The 19,321-nt window shown below is 44.2% G+C and carries 14 protein-coding genes; all 14 read right to left on the bottom strand.

Features of this window, described 5'->3' with window-relative positions; all coding sequences use genetic code 11:
- Positions 1 to 17: 17 nt before the first annotated feature.
- The gene (locus BLT07_RS09470; RefSeq protein ID WP_217633306.1) at positions 18 to 1,238 is read right to left on the bottom strand and encodes a hypothetical protein; all 1,221 of its coding nucleotides are present in this window, start codon (positions 1,236 to 1,238) and stop codon (positions 18 to 20) included.
- A gap of 257 nt (positions 1,239 to 1,495) precedes the next feature.
- Positions 1,496 to 2,725: a sensor histidine kinase gene (locus tag BLT07_RS09465; protein ID WP_245726487.1), complete on the bottom strand. Its 1,230-nt coding sequence runs from the start codon at positions 2,723 to 2,725 to the stop codon at positions 1,496 to 1,498.
- 28 nt (positions 2,726 to 2,753) lie between these two features.
- Positions 2,754 to 3,428 carry a response regulator transcription factor gene (locus BLT07_RS09460; RefSeq protein WP_091868045.1) on the bottom strand — a complete coding sequence of 225 codons (675 nt, stop codon included), beginning with the start codon at positions 3,426 to 3,428 and terminating at the stop codon, positions 2,754 to 2,756.
- A 207-nt stretch (positions 3,429 to 3,635) separates the two neighbouring features.
- Positions 3,636 to 4,295, bottom strand: coding sequence for a VTT domain-containing protein (locus BLT07_RS09455; RefSeq protein WP_091868043.1), 660 nt, complete (start codon positions 4,293 to 4,295; stop codon positions 3,636 to 3,638).
- Between the two features lie 6 nt (positions 4,296 to 4,301).
- Positions 4,302 to 7,298 (bottom strand): efflux RND transporter permease subunit, encoded by a 2,997-nt coding sequence (locus tag BLT07_RS09450; RefSeq protein WP_091868041.1) that lies wholly within the window; start codon positions 7,296 to 7,298, stop codon positions 4,302 to 4,304.
- On the bottom strand, positions 7,298 to 8,224 hold the full coding sequence (locus BLT07_RS09445) for an efflux RND transporter periplasmic adaptor subunit (RefSeq protein WP_091868040.1): 927 nt from the start codon (positions 8,222 to 8,224) through the stop codon (positions 7,298 to 7,300). Before BLT07_RS09445 ends, BLT07_RS09450 begins: the two co-directional genes overlap by 1 nt.
- Position 8,225: 1 nt before the next feature.
- Entirely contained in the window at positions 8,226 to 9,503 is a 1,278-nt protein-coding gene (locus tag BLT07_RS09440; RefSeq protein ID WP_091868038.1) for a TolC family protein, read from the bottom strand.
- A 163-nt stretch (positions 9,504 to 9,666) separates the two neighbouring features.
- Complete coding sequence (locus BLT07_RS09435; protein WP_091868037.1) at positions 9,667 to 11,025, bottom strand: NAD-dependent succinate-semialdehyde dehydrogenase; 1,359 nt, start codon at positions 11,023 to 11,025, stop codon at positions 9,667 to 9,669.
- Positions 11,026 to 11,042: 17 nt separating this feature from the next.
- Entirely contained in the window at positions 11,043 to 12,233 is a 1,191-nt protein-coding gene (locus tag BLT07_RS09430; protein WP_091868035.1) for a C45 family autoproteolytic acyltransferase/hydrolase, read from the bottom strand.
- A 26-nt stretch (positions 12,234 to 12,259) separates the two neighbouring features.
- Positions 12,260 to 13,813 (bottom strand): biotin carboxylase, encoded by a 1,554-nt coding sequence (locus tag BLT07_RS09425; RefSeq protein WP_091868033.1) that lies wholly within the window; start codon positions 13,811 to 13,813, stop codon positions 12,260 to 12,262.
- A gap of 18 nt (positions 13,814 to 13,831) precedes the next feature.
- Entirely contained in the window at positions 13,832 to 16,579 is a 2,748-nt protein-coding gene (locus tag BLT07_RS09420) for an aminotransferase class I/II-fold pyridoxal phosphate-dependent enzyme (protein ID WP_091868031.1), read from the bottom strand.
- A 3-nt stretch (positions 16,580 to 16,582) separates the two neighbouring features.
- Positions 16,583 to 16,990, bottom strand: a complete 408-nt coding sequence (locus tag BLT07_RS09415) for a VOC family protein (RefSeq protein WP_091868030.1) — start codon at positions 16,988 to 16,990, stop codon at positions 16,583 to 16,585.
- Positions 16,991 to 17,000: 10 nt separating this feature from the next.
- Positions 17,001 to 17,942, bottom strand: coding sequence for a carbon-nitrogen hydrolase family protein (locus BLT07_RS09410; protein ID WP_091868028.1), 942 nt, complete (start codon positions 17,940 to 17,942; stop codon positions 17,001 to 17,003).
- Positions 17,939 to 19,255 carry an aspartate aminotransferase family protein gene (locus tag BLT07_RS09405; RefSeq protein ID WP_091868026.1) on the bottom strand — a complete coding sequence of 439 codons (1,317 nt, stop codon included), beginning with the start codon at positions 19,253 to 19,255 and terminating at the stop codon, positions 17,939 to 17,941. Before BLT07_RS09405 ends, BLT07_RS09410 begins: the two co-directional genes overlap by 4 nt.
- Between the last annotated feature and the right edge of the window lie 66 nt (positions 19,256 to 19,321).

The following is a 19,321-nucleotide window of genomic DNA, read 5'->3' as shown; positions in this document are numbered from 1 at the left end:
TCTTCATAAATTTGGCGTCAATACCCAGTAATCTCCTTCATTTTGGAAAAGAACCCCCGTTTTCGGTCGGAGTTTATACCCCAATCCACTGGAACACTTTGGTAGCCCGATTTAAAACCTTCGCCCTGCATCCGAAAGTCGAAATATCCCCAAGAAGAATAGGATCGCACCGCGGAAACCAAATGATTGTCCTGGGCTTCAAAATTGAAATGGTCGTCCTCGTTGAAAACTATCGGTTTGGGTATGTAACCGTCGACATTTCTGACGGTGGCGACCATATCCCTTATTCTTGCAGGATTTCGTATGCCGTTTCCATGTAGCAAGATAAAATCGGACGCCCTTACCACCTCCGGTGAAGGAATTACACCGCCCTGGTAACTGGTGCTTACGGGCAACCTGAACCTGTCCTTTTGTATGTTATGGACGCGCTCTATAAGTTCATGTATCCTATTTGGACGAAGGATGTCATGGTCATACGGCCCATCGCACTCGTTGGCGATTTCGACAACGACGTTTCGGTATCCATTGTTCAGGATCCAATGGGTGGTTTCGTCCACCGCATTGATAACCGCGGCCTCGTTTTCAAGTACTTGGTCCTGACCGAAATAAAAATACCCCAGTATGACGACCATTTGCAGTTCATCTGCCTTATCGAGAATACGTTTTAACCGCTCGGTGTAGGCCGGCCTTAATATCCCGTTCCTATCGAATGCGGAATTTTTCCAAGATTTTGAGTTACCATAGCCGGTGGGACTTCCCCCTTGCAGGTTCAGGGTAAACGCCAGTAATCCATTGCGCTTCCATTCCGCCATCGAGGCTACAAATTCGTCAGTATTTCTATCCGCGTTCCATTTATGGGTATCGGGGTAGGCAAATAGTTGGCTGGTGTCAGGGTTCAGGTCGTCAAAAATGCCCTGTACCATTCTCGAGTTCAGCAACAGGCCCTCGATCTTGTTGCCCTGCCAATATCTTCCTTCATAAGTCGGTCTGCCGTTGATAAAGAACTGCTCGCCACGTATGGATACGGTCGTCCTATCGAATGTGAGGGGGATGGAATCCTGCGGGTGAATTGGAGGTAGTGAGTCCTGCGGAGAGGGGGTCGGGACGGAATCTTCTGTAGTTCCTATCTTCACAGGGTCGTTCGGGTCTATTTCATGCTTTGAACAGGCCAGTAAAAATACGATCGTGGAAAAAACGATGGATAGGTTTACCAGGATAACATCTCGCTTGCTTTTCATCTTTATGAAGTATCAAATTTTTGCAGTAATAAAAGACCAAAAATAAGCAGAGATTCTAAGTAAATCCTTTGTCAAATCTAAAGGAATCCTTAATTTATATCCCAAAATATGGGAGCGCTTTCCAAAAAATCCCTTGCTTTAGCTTGTCATAGTATCGGCAAAACCTTTTGATATGCCAATCGGAAAAACTTAGCTATCCAAAACCAGTAAATAATCACTGCCTAATCGAAGAAAAGATTGGATATGGCCGGCCGTATTCATTCAACCGTCACTGAAAAAACATGCCTGCCTTCCGCGAACTCGTATCTGATCAAAAAGCCATAAAGTACGCAGATACGTTTTACAATGGCGAGACCGAGGCCAGTGGATTTTTCGGCCTCACTTTCCCTATAGAAACGGGTATACAGGTTTTCGGGATGTGTCAATGGCTTCGTGCCATGGTTGGAAATCGATAGCCTTCCATCTTCGACCACGATCTCGATATCGCTTTCTCCCGTATTGTGTTTTATGGCGTTGGAAAGTAAATTGGTACATAGTACTTCCGCAAGGTAAGAATCCATTTTGGTCCACATATCATCCTTTCGATGGTACTTGATTTCGGTAACGGAGATTTCATGGAAGCTTTGGATCGTTTCTCCCATCAGCTCGGCAAGGGAGACTTTTTCAATATTTAGGAACTGCTTGTTCTCTATCTTGGTCAACAGCGTAAGGCGCTTGTTCATCTGGGTCAATCGCTGGATGTCTTTTTGGATGGAAGTCAGATGCCCATACTGGATATCGTTCAGATCATCTCCGTTGATTATGTTCTCGATTTTTGCCTGTATAATGGCGAGCGGGGTCTGAAGTTCGTGGGATACATTTTCGGTAAATTGTTTTAGGTTCAGGTAGTCGGACTTTACCTTACCGGTCAAGGTCTTTATTTCTTTGTTCAGCTCGTGGAATTCCAAAATTTCACTGTCCATCAACCCTATCGGTTTATCAGAGGTCAACGAAAATCTTTTCATCTTTTCCAAATTGGTGAAAAATGGCTGCCAGAGTTTTTGGTTTCGCGCTTTGCTGAAATAGAAAAGGAATACGAATACCGAAAGAATAATGGTAATATAGGATACCACTACGGCCATCAAAATATTTTCTGATTCAACCACAAGGTCACGCACCGTTATACGATAGTTTTTACCATTGATTTCCTTGAACGATGTGAGTTCCCTAAATTCCTCCATCTCATCTTGTGAGGGGTCGTAGATAATCGTATCCTTGATTTTTTCAACACCAAGTACAGCAACGGTCCCTATCTCGACGATGGGCGGTAGGTCAAAGGGAGCATAGTTTGATTTTAAGGCGGTCTCGATACGCGCCTCCGTAGAAAAAAGAGCCTCTTCCACTTCGTCCTGTAGCAGGTTGCTAACGTAAAAATATAATACTATGGTACTTACGACCATCAAAATAAGACTGATCCCGAGAAAGCTCTGGGATGTTTTTCTGCTCAATCTAACCTTTTTGGTGGTCTTGGTCAATTTAGTCTTCTATGAATTTATAGCCGCTACCATAGGCGGTCTTGATATATTTGGCTCCTTCGCCGGTCAATTTTTTTCGTAAGTTGTTGACGTGTACGTAAATAAAATCAAAATTATCGGCCAAATCGCTATTGTCGCCCCATAAATGTTCGGCGATGATTTCTTTGGATAGTACCCTGCCCTGATTGGTCATAAAGAACACCAACAAATCATATTCCTTACGGGTCAGCGCCATGGCCTTGCCGTTTACATAGGCCGTTCTTGATTTGGTGTCCACACTGATCTCGTTGAAAGTTATGGTATCGTCGCCCCCGAATTTGCCACGTCTGAGCACCGCCTTGATCCGTGAATTGAGTTCGGCCAAATGAAAGGGCTTGGTAATATAATCATCCGCACCAAGGTCGAGACCGTCCAATTTATCGTCTAAGGAATTATTGGCTGAAATGATGATGACCCCTGCTTCTTTATTTTCTTTTTTCAGTTTTTTGAGGACGTCCAGGCCACTGCCGGTAGCTAAGTTGATATCCAAAATAATCAGGTCGTAATCGTAAAGGTCCACTTTGTAAATGGCATCGTTATAATCGGATGCTACTTCGCAGACGTTGCCATCCTTTTCCAAATAGGTAACAATGGATTGCTGCAAGGCGATTTCGTCTTCGGCGATCAAGATTTTCATCTCTATAAATTTAAGGATAAAATTAGTATTCGAATCTAAGGAAATTCTTAAGCGAACTTGTATTATAATTGGTCAATGAGTTGTAAAAACCCCTTTCCTCTCAGATCTTTTATTCATTTTATAACCGTTCAACAGGATAAAATTAGGACCGTATTCGAAAGGCGGGCGATCCAAAGAACCTTGGTCGGCAACGCTCACTTAGGATTTTTATTTTTTAAACTTGTTACGGATGAATTCAACGGTAATCGGTACCAAAGACAAGATAATGATACCCAAAACGACCACTTCAAAATTATTTTTCACAAAGGGAAGGTTCCCGAAAAAATAGCCCACGAGCGTTAAAAGTAATACCCATACGGTACCCCCGATGATGTTGAAACGGATAAATTTCTTATAATGCATATCACCGATACCCGCTACAAAAGGGGCAAATGTCCTAATTATAGGTACAAAACGGGCGATGATAATGGTTTTCGGACCATGTTTATCAAAGAATTCATGGTTCTTTTCGATGTTTTTTTGCCCGACCAGCTGCTTTCCGCCAATCTTCCATCCCAAAACCCTAAGCCCGATAGTCTTTCCGAAGTAATAATTAAGGCTATCCCCTAAAATGGCAGCTGCGCTAAGCGATACAAAGATAATTCCCAGACTTAGCTGTGCGGTTTCACCTGCTTCGTTCTGTACGCCTGCACAGAAAGCCCCCGCCGCGAACAAAAGGGAATCCCCTGGCAGAAAGGGCATCACCACAAATCCCGTTTCGATAAATATGAAACCGAACAATAGGGCATAGACCCATGGGCCATAATCAACGATCATGGTAAACAGATGGGTGTCAAGGTGCAATAGAAAATCGAGTATGCTATTCATAGGAAATTATTCTTTGATTAACTTTAATAGCGTAGGCAATACCACCAATAGCAAGGGCAGGGCGAATACCATTCCCCCGATGACCGCGATGGCCAAAGGTTGGTGCAACTGGGCACCCGCACCGATGCCGAGTGCCAAAGGTACCAAGGCCATGATCGCCGCAAAAGCGGTCATTAATTTGGGTCGCAGGCGTGCCGCAATAGCATATTCTATCTTTTCTTCATGGCTAAGGGATTCATCCACTTCTTGGTATTGCCGATAGGTAAAAATGGAATTTTCCCCTATGATCCCCACAATCATGATTATGCCGGTATAACTACCCACATTGAGGGGCGTACCCGTTAAAAACAAGCTCAAAAGACAACCGGCCACACCAAAAATGGCGATAAAAACGATAGCCGCGGCGATTTTCAGTTTTCTGAAGAGGAAAAGAATCACGACAAAAACCAACAGGAAGGCCGATATCAAAATAATGAGTAGCTCCTGAAAGGCCTTTTGCTGTTGTACGTACGAACCCCCATATTCCATATGGAAATTACTGGGTAGACTGAGGTTTTTGCTTAATCTGTCCTTAATGTCTGCCAATGTGGAGCCTAGGTCCCGGTTGTCAAGGCGGGCGGTGATATAGTCGACCGTTTTTTCATTTTCGCGGTTCACCTCGGCCACTCCCTTTTTTAGCACGACCTCGGCCATTTGGGAAATGGGCACGCTGGATCCGTTCGGCAACAGTAATTTTGTATCCTTCAACTGCTGTACCGATGTCTTATAGGTATCCGGATAGAGCATACGAATGTCTATTACCCTAATATTATCGATTACGCTACCGACCACCGTACCAGTAATCTGGGTCTGCAACTGTAACTGAAAATCTGCGGGGGTAAGTCCGAACTGTGCCAGTGCGGGAACCTTGGGCCGTATCTCGATCTCGGGGCCGGCGATTACGATGCCGTCAAATACATCTGCCGTGCCCTTGACCTGCTCGATTTCTGAAGCGATTTTTTGGGATATCTGCCTCAATTTAGCCTTATCGTCACCGAAAACTTTAATTTGGATGGGCTGTACCGAACTCATCAGATCGCCTAGCATATCGCCGATTACCTGCCCAAAATCCACAGTAAGCTGGGGCAATTTTTGCTCGATCTTTGTGCGTATCTCGTCCGAGACTTCGGTAGTGGTCTTCGAGCGCGAATCTTTGAGCTTTATCAGATAATCGCCACGATTCGGCTCGGTAATGAAAAATCCCATCTGTGTGCCCGCTCTTGCGGAGAACGCCTCTACTTCTTGCTGATCGCTCAGGATATTGTTCACAATGGATAGCATCCTCCCTGTCTCTTCCAGGGTCGTGCCCGGCGGACTGTTAAAATCGAGCACGATGCTTCCCTCGTCCATTTCAGGTAAAAAGCCAGAGGGCAGCTTGGAAGGAAGAATCACGATAAGGGCCACACAGATAGCCGCAAATACGATTCCGATGAAGGGCTTCTCCAGTATATGATGTATCCATTTGGTATTCGGTTCATGTTTGTGGCCCACGGGCTTATTCCGTGAAAACAAAATAGCGAGAACCGGCACCATAAACCAGGTAACGAAAAAGGAACAGGCCAAGGCAATGATCATGGTAAATGCCATCACCTTAAAATAGGCCCCGGCAACGCCGGTCATCATCACAAAGGGGATAAAGATGACCAAAGTGCTCAAGGAAGACCCGACCATAGCGGGGAACAATTTAGAGATGGCCTCACGGGCGCAAGAAGATACCGACTCTTGTGGTTTCTCCTCCCGTATTTTATAGATCTGCTCTAGGATGATTACTACGTCATCGATCATTAGCCCTATGGCCGCGGCAATGGCCCCGAGGGTCATTATATTGAAGGTGTAACCTATACCGTCCAGCACGATAAAGGTGAGCGCCAGCGTAACTGGAATGGTAAAAAGAACCACCATACTCGATGAAAAGGACCTCAAAAAGGCAATGACCACAAGCAACGCCAGTGCCAAACCTATCCAAAGAACGTCTTTGATGCTCTTGATACTCGTATTCACAAAATTCGCTTGCTTGTAATAGGGCACTAGCTTGACCGTCTTGGGCAGAATCTTGGCAAGCTCATCCACTTTTTTCTCGATGCTGTCGTTCACCGCGATTAGGTTCGCGCCCGGCTGTTTGATTACGGCAATTAAGGGTACGTCCTTGCCATTGGCATTGATTTTTACATATTGTTTGGCCGCATCGACCGTAATATCGGCGACATCCTTCAGCTGGAAGAGGCGCGTGGGTGAATTTTTAATGACCAGGTTTTGGAGATCCTTCAAGCCCTTCACCGAGTTATCGGTCAACGTGAGGTACATGCGGTTGTAATCGGTCAGATAGCCGTCAGATTGAATGATGTTTGAATTCTTTACCGCGTTTTGCACGGTAGCCGGACTAATCCCCAAATTTTTCAGTGCCTCAGGCTTGAGTATGATGCGATATTCTTTGTCCTTTCCCCCGATTATAGCAATATCGGATACGCCTGGAGTGGCACTGAGGTAGGGCCTAATCTGGTATTTTGCGATGACCTTTAAATCCACTTGAGACATATCGCCCTCCAGCGAGTACCCCATCACCGGCAAAATGGACGGATTCATTTTCTCCACTGTAAAATTGGTGTTGGGCAATAGGTTAGGCTTGGCCTGATTTATAAAGGATTCGATCTGGGAGCGGGCCACGTCGATATCCATGTCCCAATTCAGGAAAACCGAAATTTCCGAGCTCCCCCTCGAAGTGGTGCTCTTTATGTAGTTGAGCCCTTGGGTTCTGCGTATCGCGTTCTCCAATGGTATGGTGACGGCCGCCATCATCTTGTCGATCGGTTGCTGGCCGGAGTCGGCAATCACCTTGATCTTGGGGAAGGTAATATTAGGGAACAGTCCTGTATTCAGGTTCTGGTAGGCAAAGAACCCTCCGACCAAGAGCATAATCCCTATGGCGAGTAAAGGGAACTTATAACTACTGAACTTATTTTTCATCACTTCATGATTTTCACTTTGGTAGAATCCTGCATCTGGTAACTACCCTCCGTAACCACATAATCTCCTTTTTTTACGTTCTTGGAACTGAACTGTACTACGGAATCGTTCTGTAGCAACGGTCTTACCGTTTCTTTGATGGCCAAGGTGTCATTAAAGATTTTCATCACCCAAAAATCGGTCATGAGCTCATTGGTCTGTAGAGCCTTATGTGGTATGCCCAGTGCGGTACTGTCCTGCTTGAGCACTGTCCTGACGTTTACATTGAGCCGTTCCGGCAATTGGCTGTTCGGCAGTGCGATGAGAAAAGCCTGCGTCTGGTTGACCGAGTCGATAACCGGGAGCCTGCTCGTGACTTGGGCCTGAATTGTATTTTGACCGGGAATCATAATCTGGCAGGGCGTCCCCACTTCCATATCGTTTTTTTCGCTAAAGGGTACATTCACCTTTACCACCAGAGTTTTGGGCTGCGCAATGACCGCAAGTACATCCCCTTCGGCCACATAATCGCCCTTGACCACGTTGAGTTTGGTTATGATGCCCGAGGCATTGCTGGTTATGCTCAAGGGTTTAACAAATTGTGCCAGAGAACTATCGATTTTTACCGCATCGGCCAAAGCGTTCTGCTCCATGGTACGTACGGTCGCAAACGTACCGCCTCTTTGTACTTCATTGCCGCGCTCGTAGGGTAGATAGGCGATATAGCCGGTAACATTGGCGCGCAGGCTTTCTTTTTTTTGATATTGGGTCGTTCCGTTAAAATTCTGATATTCACTGATATCCTGAATCTTCACGAGGACGGCCTCGACTTCGATGGCTGGTTTTTCGCTGTTTGAGGCCTGATTTTTATCTCCGCCACACGAGGCAGTAACCAAAGTCAGAACCGATATAACGGGGAATAGATTACAAAGTTTAAAAAGCCTCATATTACCAGTTTAAATAATTATATTGATTTTGGAGGAGCCAAAGATTGCTCTGCATCTGTATCCTTGCGTTTTCCATCATCCGGTAATTTTGGATGACGGTGAGGTAATCGATTACGGATACTTGGCCCTGCACTAACTTGGCCTTATAGAGTTGCTGCACGATCTGTTGTCTTTTCAGCTGTTGCTCCATGAGATTCAGGTTTTCGTTCTGGGCGGCGATTCTTTCGGTCAGGCTAAGCAGGTCATTTTGCTTGACCTGCCGTTTGTTTTTTAAGCTGTTCTGCAGGTTTTCCTGTTGCAGCATGCTTTGCTCGGCATTGATTTGCTTCTGGTGCCCATCGTAAATGGGCAGGGTAAGCTGTAGGCCTGCACTGGCCCCTATCCGGTGGGCGATACCTGGAATTTGCACAGCGTTCAGGCCACCATCGGCATAGGCGGAGATCTTGGGTTTATACTTGTTGTCGAAAACCTTGCGGTCGGCCTCGAGTTGCAAACTGTCGTTGGCAAAGCGTTTTTGATAAAAAAATTGTTTCTTTTCCGGCATTATCACCAGACCGGGGTAGGTGAGGGCGACGTTCTGCACAAGCGGTACTGCGCAAATAGCATAAAGCTGCCTGAGGGACTCCCGAAGGGTATTGCGTACCTGTTCGCCGTTTATTTTGTTCTGGTCAATAGTGACCCGCAGCAAAAGATAGTCGCTCTGTAGTAGAATTCCGTTCTTTACAAGTACCTCGATTACCTTTAAACGGTTTTCCAGTTCGGCGATAAGGCTTTCGTTGAGCGCAAGCTGCAGTTGATATCCATAGGCGGTCACGTACACCCGGGTAATATTGTTCTTAAGGTTATGGTATACCGCTTCATAGGTCAAAGCTAGGGCCTCGTTCTTGATCCGTTGTTGAAACTGGAGGTTATCAACGACTGCCTGATTAAAAAGTTGCTGCGTTACTTTTATCTGTGCGGCATAAAGCCCACCATTGCTGATGCCAACATCGTAACCGAAGGCATCGGGCGATGGATTGGTCGTAATGTCGACCGCTTTGCCATTGTTGTTGAAATAGGGCGAGACCACTACGTTCGCCAGGGCATCTATCTGTGGAGCCTTGTTTTGGGCAAGGATGATTTGCTGCTGCAATTGCCCGATTTTTTGAAGGTTTACCGTGTTATAAAGTGAATCGTCCGTTTTTTGTGCCGTTTTTAGGAAATAGTCCAAATCGGCCTCTTGGGCATGTAATGAGGCGGCCGTAAAAAATACCAGTATCCAAAGGACTATAAATTTCATGCATGAAACTTTAAATTTCAAATGGCTAAAGTAGATTTGAAATCTAAAGATGTTCTAAAGCGGGAACATTCTAAGCTGTCCTTTGGTATATTGTCTCATTTTAGATAAAATTTATTCGGATTCTGGTGTCTGTTTTAAATTATTCGGGGGGTTACCGTTTCAATTAGGACTTCATATAAACCGTTTTTCGATTTACAAACTCCATTATCCCATCTTTTGCGAGTTCACGGCCGTATCCGGATTTTTTGGTGCCTCCAAAGGGTAATCTTGGATCTGATTTTACCAGTTCGTTGATGAAATAGGCCCCATCACTTACCCGATCTGCATATTTCAATGCCTCCTCTGTGTTTTTGGTACATACCGTAACCCCCAGTCCATATTTGGATTTTTCGGAAAGTTCAAAGGCATGGTTAATATCCTTTGCTTTGATCATGGCCGCTAAAGGTCCAAAAGTTTCTTGGTCGAAAGCGGCCATGCCCGGTACAACATCTCCCAAAATGGTCGGCTCGTGATAGCAGTCATTCCGATGCCCTCCCAATACTAGTTTAGCCCCTTTATTTAACGAATCGTTCACTTGCTTGTTCAACTGATCGGCAAGGTCAGGTCGCGCTAGCGGCCCTATGTTGATATCCTCGTTTGAGGGGTCTCCGGATTTCAGTAGTTTAACGGCTTCGGTAAATTTAGTCACGAATTCCTCGTAGATACCTTCCACTAAAATAAAGCGTTTGGCCGCAATACAACTTTGTCCACAATTAAGCATCCGGGCAGTTATTGCAGTTTTCACTGCCTGATCAATATCAGCATCCTCCCAAACGATAAAGGCGTTGTTACCACCGAGTTCCAATACGGATTTTTTGATGTGGCGACCAGCTATTTCGGCGACGGCCGAACCTGCCTTTTCGCTTCCCGTTAAGGTTACCGCCTTTACACCCTTGTGTTCAATTATGCGTTCCGTTTGATCGTGATGGACTATCAGGTTTTGGAAAACGTACGAAGGATATCCCGCTTTAAGGAAAACGCCTTCAATTTGCTCAGCACATCCAAAAACGTTCGCAGCGTGCTTTAACAATCCTGTATTTCCTGCGGTCAAGGTCGGGGCCGCATATCGAAAAACCTGCCAAAACGGAAAATTCCAGGGCATAACTGCAAAGACACTTCCGATGGGGTCATGCCGAACAAAACTTTTATCAGCGTCGGTGGATATGTATTCGTCCGCAAGGAATGTAGGGGCATTTTCGGCATAGTAGTCGCACACCCATGCGCATTTATTTACTTCCGACCTGGATTCCGATATGGGTTTCCCCATTTCCAACGTGATCATTTTGGCATATTCCTCTTCATTATCCCGCAATACTTGTCCCGCTTTTTTAAGAAGACGACAGCGTTCGGCAAGTGGCACTTTTCTCCAAGATTCAAAAGCGGATTGACTTTTGTTCAGCTTTTCAACCAAAGCCTCCTCCGTTAGTGCTGTGTATGAGCCAACTTGCTCTCCATTATAAGGGTTGATACTTTTGAATTCCATTTTTATCTATAAATTTATTAATACTCGACGGGCTCGTTCCAATAATCTATCAAAACTTCCCAAGCTATTTCACCATCGGGCATTAGACGCTCGCGAAGTTCCTGTTGTTTCTGTTTTGTTTTTTTCCCGGCCATTCCCTTCACCAATGAATCCACAACGGCATCCTGCCATCGGTTTTCATTACTTGCTACAGGCGCCTGCTCTTCGGTATCATCAGGAATAATGAACCGTTCCGCAGCATTGTAATCTATGAGAATATTTTCTTCCTCAAAATTATCGAAACTCCTTTCTATAGCCTCATTGGGCCATAGTACTTTCATAATCAAGTTTTTGGGTTGATATACCGAGGTATATAAGGTTCCGAACCCCTCCGTAAACTTGGTATTGTACAACGGGGAATGCAAGAAGGCCTTTGCTAATTCACTTGCCTTAATATTTTTCGATTTCAAGTAGTTTTTAATAAAATTGTACCGCTTTATCGTTTGATTGAATCGGGCATTTTCCGGCCAATCTACAATTCCCTGATGATTGGTAGCGAATGCATCGTTCGTAACCAATGTTGCCTTATCAGGGGCTAACATGACCGTTTTTGAAGCTCCTGTTTTGTCCACAACGGTCACATTATAGGACATGTGCGATGGAATACTTTTCAATGTTTTTACGGCTTCCGCAGTATTCGTACAAAATTCTAGGACATATCTTAAAATGAAAGGGATGCCAAAGCCGTACCCTACTTCTTTACGACCCCCAAATGTGAGGGAAACACAAAGTCCGGCATCGTTCATGCCATCTACCAAGCCGATCAAACAATCAGAAATACCCATTACTCTATGGTCGTTCCATTTACTTAATAGTATGGTACCTTCGAGCAAATCAGGATGGTAATCATAATTACGGACCAGTTGAATTTCATCTGCTTTGATAACCGCTTGCGCACAGGCACTAATATACGCAGGTGGCTGAAACCCTGTAAAAAATCTGGCTATAACAGGGTCGGCATTAGTCAACGTGCAGAGTTGTTGGTAAGTGGCCCACATTTTAGGCATGTATTTTTTTAGGGCATCTTGTGATGTCTTTAAATCAGGTGTGTACGCGGTGTTATTCGACAAAAACCATGTTCGGTATCCTGACCAATAGGCATCAAATAATCCTTTCCATTTGGCCCCTGCTATCGATGGCTCGGAGACCGTACTAAATTTTAATTGCATAGTGTATTTTAATCAAATTATATGGATTATTTGGTCAAGCTACCGGTAAGTACGACTTGTTCACGCTTATCTTCTACAATCTGGGAAGTATATTTTCCGCGTATGGCGTTGATCCAATCTTTTGCACGGGCATTAAGCTTAAAATCATCCGTCATCATACGACCTCTTGAGACTAAAATACCCATGTCGGCCCCTTCGTACAAATAATCTCCTTCTTTGGCAATGTGGAGGAAAAATGCTTCATTTTCGGTCTCCACGGCCCTTCTATGCGTATCCATTCTGTCAAATTGGATATGGCCGTTGTCGAACATCTTATAAATTCCAGATCGTGGTGCTTCCGATACATATTCAATGGTATCCTCGGTGTGTTTGATGATCAATTGGCTCCACCCGTCTATATTTTCTTGTCTGGACCATCGATTATTAATCTCTTCTACGTTCAGTTTATAGTCCACGCCCATCCATTCCATAATATGGAATACAAATAAGGGGGCATCTGCCAACGCAAATACGGCATGGTTGGTTATAGAGCTTGCACCCGTTACCCTAGGGTTCAATTCACCCAGATACACTTCGCCGTTGTCTTGATCGATAAGAAAATCCAGCTCAAAATAGCCTTTATAGCCTTCCTTACGTAATTGGTCCCCGAATAACTGGGTATATTTTGTAGCCTTTTCGCGGATTTCCGGAGTAAACGCGTTGGGATAAATTTCATTGCCGCACCAGCCTCCTTTGTAGGGGGTCAATGCCTTAAAACCGACGAGTTCTGTCATCAATGGTGCAACGATGGTACCATGTCTCGTGACACAGGCTTCAATAGCAGAACCTTTGCAATTGATGCGTTTCATTATCTTGACTTCCTTCTCCTTTACGATTTCCTCTTCATGTTTTTTGAATTCTTCCTCGTTCGTGATAAAAAAGGTGGTGTGGCCCGAATCGCCAAATGGGGTTTGAATTACCAGGTCGGTGCCGAGAGACTTAGAGACTTTATTCAAGTGTTCATAATCTGAAACTGGCGAGAGCACATAGGGCACACAGGATACCCCGGCTTTTTCGGCAATCCGGTTGGTATTTACTTTGTTGTCCATCAGGGTCCGCATCTTTGCAGGGGGGAACATGATCTGCAATCCTAATTTTTTTGCGAGTTTCTCCGTCTGTTCATTGAACATGAGAAACATGGCCTTTCCGACGGACCGTCCTTTTTTTCTGGTCGTCAGATAATCTTGGACTTCAGGATGTTGAAGCAGGTAATTATTGATATCTTCGATACTTGTAAAGTCGTCATGGGGAATTTCCTCCTTGGGGGAAAATACATTGGGATGTTGTCCGCCAAAGCATTCGATATGACTGATAAATTTGAAGCCTTTTATCCATTCATCGGCACCAAGCATATTAAAATTGGTAGCACTTATAAAATATAGCGGTGTCTCGTTTTTATGGAAGAAACGTCGTATATCCGACACGCCATCAAGCACTTCGGTCTTAGCTGCCTTTTTTACCGGTGTTTTTTTTACGGGCGCCTTTTTTTTGCTTACGTTTTTAGTTGATTTTGTATTTAGTGTTGTTTTTTTAGCTGTCATATAAATGATTTTCAATAATTATATTAATTGTTTTTTCTGCTTTCCCTTAGACATACCGCCTATTGAAGTAATAATTTTATGCCTGTTCAACACGGTTTCCTTAAATACCCGAAGACCTAGATCAGCGCGGTAACCATGTATTTCACTAACATCTAATGCCGTCATGAAATTGATAATTTCTTCGCTCACCACTTGTCCCGGAACCAATACTGGAAAACCGGGGGGATAAGGGATTACAAAAGTGGATGCTACCAGCTTTCTGCCTTCGCCCATTGTCGCTAAACATTCGTTCAGGGGAATATATTCATAATTTTCTTCATCATACGCCAAGAAATAGGCTTCCCTTAAATTGCCGCCCGGGACTCCGGGCACGGCCTGAAATGATGGATGGAAATAACTGAAATCAGGTAATGGCGGCACTTCTTGGGTCAAGGAATAGATTCTTTTATCGCGTATTTCCATTTCCTTGTCGTTTAACGCCTTTAATTCATCATCCAATTCATCCGAAATTTTTAAAAGTGCATTTACCAGATAGGTGACGCTACCTCTGGTCGTTCCGATATTGGTCATGAACAAAACCGTATTGCGAGACGTTTTGTTGATTTGGATATTGAATTTATCCATTAAATATTTGTTCTTAAAGGTGTCTCCATCCACACCCGTTTTTCCAATATATAAGGTGATTTTAGTTGGATCGAGAACAAACTCGTCTTTCTGCCAGGCATCGTCCATTCGATTCCACCCTTCGCGTTTGGTGTAATATTCCTTTAGGCCGGTTTCACGGAATTTATCGGGAATAAAATCGTGAACGGTAAGCACATCGAAATACTTGCTCAATTGGGGATTGTCGTTCACCTTTGCTCGCAGTACCATGGCCAATTCAATACTTTTCTCTACTAATTCAAAACCTTCCAGTTGCACTTGCCGTCTTCCTACATCCAGCGACGCCAACATTTGGTAGTTCGGGGACGTTGACGTATGGGTCATGTACGCTTCAAGGAATGTGTTTTCAGTTTTCCTCCTAAAATCCTCGTCCCAAATATGAACCATGGAACCTTGTCGAAAACTACTCAAGGTCTTGTGAGTGCTTTGTGTGGCATATACCCGTATTCTGACCTTATCCGGATCGGGCAATTCGGAACGATCTCCCGTTTTCAATCCTTTTATATGCTCTTCGTATTTTTTCCTATACGCCTCACTGTTGTATTTTTCATATAACTTTTTTGCGGTGAACATGCCGGTACGTTGCTTATAGTTATAAGCAAATCCTGCAAAGGCAAACCAAGCTTCATCCCATAAAAAAATCATATCCGGCTTAATGGCCAGTACCTCCTCCATTACACGTTCTACGTTATAGACCAGGCCGTCAAAAGTACAATTGGTCAGGAGTAACATTTTCACATTGTCCAACCTTCCTGCCTCCTTCAATTGCAACATTTTGGTGGTTATTTGCGCTAAAGGAACCGCACCGTACATAGAGTATTCCTCAATGGGGTAGGAATCCAAATAAACGGGATAGGCACCTGCCAAAACCAAGCCGTAATGATGTGACTTATGGCAATCCCGATCTATAAGCACGACGTCTTGGGGCTTTACCAAGGCCTGCATCACTATTTTATTGGCGGTAGATGTTCCGTTGGTCACGAAATAGGTGTATTGGGAGCCATACGCATCGCGTGCCATCTCTTGGGCTTTTTTAAGTGGCCCGGTCGGCTGTAGTAGGGAATCAAGTCCCCCGGTAGTTGCGGAGGTTTCTGCCAAAAACATATTACGACCATAAAATTCTCCAAAATCGTGGATCCATCTTGATTTGAAAACCGAATTTCCACGGGAGATAGGCATGGCATGAAAAACACCGGTTGGCTTTTGACTGTATTCTACCAACGCGGAAAAGAAAGGAGTGCAATACCGTTCTTCAATACCCCGCATTATGGTGAGGTGCAGTTCTTGAATATCTTCCGTTTGATAGAATATGCGTCTAAAACCCTTGATGGTATTGTCCTTTAGATGACCCAAAGAAGTATCGGTAACATAATAGGTATCTAGCTCAGGACGTAGTTGTTTGATCAACTCTCCCAAGATAGGGCCGAGATCCGTTTCCGGTTTGGAGGAAAAATCATGCTCAGTAAGCTCGTCGATATAAGGTTTTATAAGCGGTGTACTAAGCTTTGAAAGATACGAGGGTGCATAACGTACGACAACGGCCTGTATGTTGTGATTGAACAACAAGGTAATCAGGGCATCCTGAAAAGAGCGTTGTACAACAACGCCATAGGTAAACTTGTCATTCGGTGTCCGTAGGGCTTTTAGATTATGCTTTAATTTATGCTCTTCCTGTTCAGAGATATTGTCCATAAACAAGACCTCAAAATGATTTTTTCTGACACCGTTTTGTTGGTCATGTTCCTCGGCAGCATCTATGCTATGTTCATCAAAATCGATGAATTCGGGATTACTTTTATAACTATCCCCGAAAAGCTGTTTTGTGGTTTCCAATACGGCATGGGACAACGAGGCGTATTCATGGCTTGCAAAAGCGTTTTCGAGCTTTCGCAAGCGCTCTTTTCCAGGAGATGCGAAAAAGCATTCCACCCCTTTGAGGTCTTTTAGTAACTCCTTTATCTTCTGTTTGTGCGTTTTTTCATTTGTTGACCCTTTACGACACCGAGTTAATTCTGAAGTTTCAATTTTTAACTTGTTCCAAAAATCGACCCGAAGTTGTCCGATGTTATAATAAGGTGCACTTTTTGATTTAATTTTAGTCACTTTTTAATTTTTTGAGTGTAAGGCCAGTTTGTTCCCCTGGCAATCTATAAAAATGGCAAAATAACCTTCATCTTCACTGATAAGGGTCTTTGGCATCACTATGCGTCCACCTGCCTGCTCTACTTTGTTAAGTACATTTTTAAGATCGTTACCCCCATTTAAATAGATTAATGGTCCTATAGGGGAAGGTATGGAGCCAGGGCCTGAAATTACGGCGCCACCAATACCCGAAGTGACCGGAAAAAAGGCCATTGAATTCACGTCCGTAATATTTTGCTCCATTTCAATTCCAAAAATGTGGTTATAGAATTGTACCGCTTGGTTAAAATCGAGTGCAGGTATTTCAAACCAACTTACAAAATCGGTCGGTGCCGTATCTTTTTTCTTTTTATTTTGTGGACTTCCACCCATATTTGTTGGTTTAAATTACCCCATCCCCTTTATAGTGAACGGGCGAGCCTTTTTGCTCTAATGTATCTTCTTTTATCTTTAATTCTGTAATGGCATCTATACGTGAAGGCTTTATCAACGGCCCTAAGGAATCAAGATAGGGCGTAGGAACATTGGGTTGGTAAATTCCAAATTGACCGGCATGTAGGTGGTCTCTAAAACTTTTAAGGGGCTGTCCTAAACGCAGTATACCTAGTTCACGGCTTCTTTTTGCCCTTTCAATATTCAATTCGAGGGGTATGATTTCCTCGGTACCTTCCGATTGATGCAAGACACGCCCATCGGGGCCGCAAACAATAGAACGGCCACAACCGCCTGTATCCAGACCGTTTACATCGAATAAATAACATTGGTTGATAGAGGCCATGGCCCTTACAATGGATAGTTCGATATCACGATCGATGGTACCCGACATGGTTGGATGCATAATAACTTCGGCACCCATGGTTACCAATGTTCTGATAGTTTCGGGAAACCACATGTCATAACAGATGGAGACTCCGAATTTGGCGACACCGGGCACATCAAAAACACAATACGCCTCTCCCGGGGTTACGCCCACTTCGTAAGGATAAAAAGGAAACATTTTGCGGTATCGCGTTACGATTTCCCCTTTAGGGTTGATTACCGTAGCGGTATTGTAAATTTTCCCTTCACTTTTTTCGAATATGGATCCCGGCAGCAGCCAAATGCCATATTTTTTGGCCATGGCCTGCATTTCTGATTCAAAGCTATTGGGAATGGGTTGTGCTGTGTGGGTCAATGGACCAAATGCGCAAAGTTCACTGAACATGATCATTTCGATCCATGGGTAAAGATTCATGGTAATATCGATTTTCAGCTTCATCATTTCCACATTGGAAGCGACTGCCGACACTTTCATTTGTATTCCTGCTATTGCAAATGGTTTCATATAGTATGTATCGCTTTCTTTATTTGGGACTCCAAAATGGATAGCCCTTTTTCTAATTGTTTGTCCGTAATAACTAAAGGGGATAAAATCCGCAAGATATTTTTATGGGTCCCAGCACTTAGAATGACCAGCCCATTTTCAGCACAGCCTTTCACGATTTGAGGACAGATTTCGGAATTTGGCTGTGTGGCATCCCCGTTTCTAACAAATTCGATGGCTATCATGGCGCCTACGCCCCTAACATCACCAATCTCGGAATGTTGCCCCATTAAATGCTGCAACCTATCCATCATCACTTTGCCTATTTGGACGGCTTTTTCATTCAAATTAATTTCTTTCATGTATTTGATGGTGGCAGATGCGGCAACACAACAAATGGGGCTGCCAATATAAGTGCCTCCGATAGAGCCTATTGCCGCAGCGTCCATAATTTCTGCCCGCCCAACTACGGCAGCAATGGGTAAACCGGAGCCCATGGATTTGGCATACGTACTAATATCCGGTTGTACGCCATAATGTTGCCAACTGGCCCAATGCCCGGTGCGACAGAATCCGCTCTGTACCTCGTCCATGATCAGTATAATTCCGTGGGTGTCGCAGAAAGCCCTTAATCCTTCCAGATATTTTTGAGGCACTGGATTAAATCCTCCTTCACCTTGGATGGGCTCTATAATCACGGCCGCAACGCTCTTAATATCCACCAAATTTAGCGCGCTCTCATGCAGCCTTTTGAGTTCGTCGTCTACAAATGTATCCATATCACGGGCACCGTGATACCTATAAAAATTAGGAAAAGGAAGTCGGTATACCTCTGGGGCAAAAGGGCCACAATCATATTTATAACTCACTTTACTTGTCAAGGTCATGGCCATCATCGTGCGCCCGTGATAGGCCCCGGTAAAACAAAGTATCGCAGGTTTTTTAGTAGCTTGCCGTGCAATTTTGATAGCATTCTCCACTGCCTCCGCACCGGTACTGACCAACATCGCCTTAGTTTTTTCCCCATGCGGTAAAATCTCTGCCAGTTCCTCACAGAGTTGTATGTAGGGTTCATAGGTTACTACGTTGAAACTGGTGTGCAAGTATTTTCCGGCCTGTTCGCGTATTGCCGCAACAACGGGCTCGGGACAATGGCCTGCGTTAACAACGCCTATTCCTCCTGCGAAATCGATAAGCTCCCTACCATCGGCATCAATGATGATAGCCCCTTTAGCTTCGCTCACCGTAGCGGTATTAAACACACCGACACCGTTTGCCACAGCCTCCTTTCTTCTATTAAGGAGCTCCTGTGATTTAGTCAATTCTTTTATCATTTGAAAATAGGTATGATTTCTTGAAATTAGATTTAGGCTAAAATATAAGCCAAATAATATGATTTT

The sequence above is a fragment of the Pricia antarctica genome, from assembly GCF_900101815.1.
Lineage (GTDB): Bacteria > Bacteroidota > Bacteroidia > Flavobacteriales > Flavobacteriaceae > Pricia > Pricia antarctica.
The sequence above is the reverse complement of the archived record's forward strand: the minus strand, read 5'-3'. Positions and strand labels throughout refer to the sequence as shown.